This is a genomic window from Synechococcus sp. R6-10, assembly GCF_047461815.1.
Taxonomy (GTDB): Bacteria; Cyanobacteriota; Cyanobacteriia; order Thermostichales; family Thermostichaceae; genus Thermostichus.
In genome coordinates, this window is sequence record NZ_JANSHW010000635.1 from 1 (window position 1) to 3,992 (window position 3,992).

Annotated in this window: 3 protein-coding genes; 2 read left to right on the forward strand and 1 reads right to left on the reverse strand. The window is 63.7% G+C overall.

What is annotated here, in order from left to right; all coding sequences use genetic code 11:
* The first annotated feature begins 184 nt into the window (after positions 1–184).
* Both NW837_RS14770 and recF read left to right on the forward strand, forming a co-directional pair.
* Complete coding sequence (locus NW837_RS14770) at positions 185–562, forward strand: hypothetical protein (RefSeq protein ID WP_414332328.1); 378 nt, start codon at positions 185–187, stop codon at positions 560–562.
* 170 nt (positions 563–732) lie between these two features.
* Entirely contained in the window at positions 733–1,875 is a 1,143-nt protein-coding gene (recF, locus tag NW837_RS14775; protein WP_414332330.1) for a DNA replication/repair protein RecF, read from the forward strand.
* A gap of 87 nt (positions 1,876–1,962) precedes the next feature.
* On the opposite strand, the gene NW837_RS14780 is transcribed toward recF, so the two are convergent.
* Positions 1,963–3,513 (reverse strand): YifB family Mg chelatase-like AAA ATPase, encoded by a 1,551-nt coding sequence (locus NW837_RS14780; protein WP_414332332.1) that lies wholly within the window; start codon positions 3,511–3,513, stop codon positions 1,963–1,965.
* Between the last annotated feature and the right edge of the window lie 479 nt (positions 3,514–3,992).

Genomic DNA, 3,992 nt, shown 5'->3' on the forward strand with positions numbered 1-3,992 from the left:
CAACTCGGGCCGACCAGCTTGGGCCATTCTAGATCCAGGTCTAGATGAAGTTTGAGACGTTTCCCCAGCCCTTCTCCCCTGATTCCCATTTCGCGGTTGGTTGCCATGACCTCGCTCAGGGTAGTTGGATCCCCCCTGAGGTAAGGCCGAGTGGCTTGGCAAAGGATTCGTTCCTCCTTCACCCGTGCCCTCGGCTGTTCTCTGCCGATTTTGGTGCTCCTCACCCCCCTGGTGCTGGGATCCCCGGCGCAAGCTCAGCGGGGCAGCGGAGCTGGGTTTTATGGGTCGCCCTGGCCGTTCCTTCTTCGAGGCCGCTTTCCGGGCTCAGGAGTACCTCAGCCGGCTACAAGCAGAGATGACCTTCGCCAACGTCAACTCTGGCAGCGTCTCTAGCCTGCAGAATCAAGTGCAGAACCTGTTGGGCAACGTGAGTACGGATCCCGGCAGCTACACCTTCGCCGACTACAGTCGCAGCAAAGCTGCCCGCTACTCTGCCCGCGCAGCCCTCCATCTGTTGGCGGCTGAGCGCCTCGGAGGGGTGGCTGCCCTGAGTAGGCGCTGATCTGGCCTACCCTGAACTGAGGGGATAGAAGGGATCCCTGCTGGCTGAGTCTTCGGGGTTAACCCCTCTACCTTCTCTTGCCCCTGCTGGAGTTGGGTTAAAGTGAAAGCCCCCAGAGCGGGGGCTGTTCTTCTCGAATACTGACTGATCGCGTCTTTACATCTCCCTTGGTGTACCTGCGTTTCCTGCACCTGTGGCACTTTCGCAACTACCGGGAGCAAGGGATCCCCTTCGACGCGCCCAAAACCATCCTGGTGGGGGAGAACGCCCAGGGTAAGACCAACCTGCTGGAAGCGGTGGAGCTGTTGGCCACCTTACGCTCGCGGCGGGCCGCTCGGGATCGGGAGCTGGTGCATCAAGAAGAACAGCAGGCGCGGATTGCCGCCACGGTGGAACGGCTGGGGGTGGCCCACGAGCTGGTGATGGAGCTGCGCAGCAGCGGCAGGCGATCCCTGAAGGTGGACAGGCAGGTGCTGCGCCGCCAGGTGGACTTTTTGGGACAGGTGAATGCCGTGGTGTTCTCCAGCCTGGATCTGGAGCTGGTGCGAGGGGGGCCAGAGGCGCGGCGCAATTGGTTGGATGGGGTGTTGCTGCAGCTGGAGCCAGCTTACCTCGGCCTGGTGGAGCAGTATCGCCAGATCCTCAAGCAGCGCAACGCCCTGCTGAAGCAGGATCCCGCGGCTGCCGGCGACAAGTTCTCGCAGATGGACTTCTGGGATGCCCAACTGGCCACCACCGGTAGCCGGATCATGCGCCGTCGTGCCCGGCTGCTGCAACGGCTGGAACCCCTGGCCGCCCGCTGGCACCAAACCATCAGCGGCGGACGGGAGACCCTCACCCTCACCTATCGACCCCAGGTGCCCCTGCCGGATCCCCAGGCCAGCCCCGAAGTGATCCAAGCCCAGTTTTTGGCCGAGATCCGCGCCAAAGCCGCCGCCGAACACTCCCTGGGCAGCTCTCTGGTGGGCCCCCATCGGGATGAAGTGGAGCTGTGCATCAACGGAGCCGCCGCCCGCGCCTACGGATCCCAGGGGCAGCAGCGCACCTTGGTCTTGGCCCTAAAGCTGGCCGAGCTGGAGCTGATCGAGCAGGTGGTCAGGGATCCGCCCTTGCTGCTCTTGGACGATGTGCTGGCCGAGCTGGATCTGCAGCGGCAAAACCAGCTCTTGGAAGCCATTCAGGAGCGCGTGCAAACCTTGGTTACCACCACCCATCTGGGATCCTTCGACGCCAGCTGGCTCAAGGCCGCCCAAATCCTTCAGGTGCAAGGGGGGCAGCTTTTTCCCAGCAAAACAGGGGATGGGATCCCGTAGGACAGACCGGAGCTCTGGCAGTGAGGGAAACCCTATCTGGGAGGGGGGCTAGGGGTGGTCGCGTCAGCGGCGCCGAGCGCTTGGGCTTTACAGCCGAGCGCGATCCAGGCTGCGGTATTGAATCGCTTCGGCAATGTGGGTGGGGGCAATGGCCTCCGCGCCCTCGAGATCGGCGATGGTGCGGGCCACCTTGAGGATGCGGTCGCTCCCCCGCGCAGACAGGGCCAACTTTTGGATGGCGCTTTCCAAGAGCTTGCGACAGGGATCCGAAAGGGAGCACCACTGCCGCAGGTGGCGGGATTGCATCTGGGCGTTGCAGTGGATCCCAGGCTCGTTTTGAAAGCGCTGCCGCTGCCGTTGTCGTGCCCGCTCCACCCGCCGCTGCACCGCTTGGGAGGATTCGCCGCCCTGGGCGCGGACAATTTCTTCCGGCTTAAGGCGGTTGACCCGCACCTGCAGGTCGATGCGATCCAGCAGCGGGCCGGAGAGCTTGGACCAGTAGCGCTCCCGCTGTTGCGGCGTACAGGTGCAGGGGTGAACGGGATCCCCGTAGAAGCCGCAGGGACAGGGGTTGGTGGAGGCCACCAGGGTGGTTTGGGCGGGAAACTCTAGGGAAACGCGGGCGCGGGAGATGGTGACTTTGCCATCTTCCAGGGGTTGGCGCAGCACCTCCAGCACCTCCCGCCGGAATTCCGTCAGCTCATCCAGGTACAGGATGCCATGGTGGGCCAGCGAGATTTCCCCGGGCTTGGGGTAGGGGCCGCCACCCACCAGCGCCACTGCCGAAGCCGAATGGTGGGGAGCGCGAAAGGGCCGCTGGGCGATCAGGGGGGTCTGGCGTCCCAGGTGCAGGTTTTGCCGCAACAGGCCGGCTGCCGAGTAGATGCGGGTGATCTCCAACATCTCTTCCCACTGCAGCTGGGGCAGAATGCCGGGCAGTCGCCGCGCCAGCATGGTCTTGCCCGCTCCCGGGCTGCCCACCAGCAACAGGTTGTGCCCGCCGGCTGCCGCGATCTCCAGAGCCCGCCGGGCATGTTCTTGCCCCTTCACATCGGCCAAATCCAGCAGGGGTTCCGTTTCGGTTGGCAACATCTGTTCTGGCTGGATCCGCACCGGCTCAACTCCCTCTGGGTTTTGCAGCCAGCCCACCACCGCCGCCAAGGAGGGCAGCCCATACACTTGGATCCCTTGCACCACCGCTCCTTCCGGCCCATTTTCCTGGGGTACCACCAGGCGGCGGATCCCCATCTCGGCAGCGCTGGCGGCAATAGGCAGAACCCCGGCCACCGGGCGTAGGGTGCCGTCTAGGGCCAATTCCCCCACCATCAGGGTGTTGGCCAGCGCTTCCCCCTCGATCACCCCGGAGGCCGCCAAGATCCCGATGGCAATGGGCAGATCGAAGCTGGGGCCCTCTTTGCGCAGATCGGCAGGGGCCAAGTTGACGACGATCCGCCGCTGGGGTAAAGCAAAGCCGGAGTTCTTGATCGCCGCCCGCACTCGCTCTTTGGCCTCCTGAACGGCAGTATCGGGCAGTCCCACCAAGGTGATCTGGGGCAAGCCACCGCCCACATCCACCTCCACCGTAACCTGCACGGCCCGGAGTCCCAGCAGAGCGGCAGCAGTGACTTGGGCAAACAATGCAGTCACCTCCCTCGGATAGTTCTTTTACCCTTTGCACAAGTGGCCGCAGGCCTATTCTGTCCCAACACGTATCCTGGCCGAAATTGGGATCCCCACACTGCCGGCTGCATTTGCCCAAGGAGAATGTCACAATCATCTCAGGTTTTTCCTGCCCCCAAGGAGGCACGTCGGTTTTCGCAGTCGCAGTCTTTAATGAATGCGGGATCCCGGATCCGAGCTTGCCGAATGGCTCAGGCTTGGGTTGGCTGTTGCTGCCGCCTTTGCGCAGCACAGCAGCGGTGAGGCTATGTTCTGACCAGGATGGGAACCCCCAGGGGGGGATAGCAGGGATCCGGATCCCTCTGATCGCAGCCTGCACCTCCAACCCAGATTTCCCCAGCCATTTGCCCTTTGGCAGAGGTCAAAAGGCGGGCACACCCCTCTGCCGACAAGCCAACAGAGGGACGACCCCATCTCTAGGAGGCTGATGCCGGTGG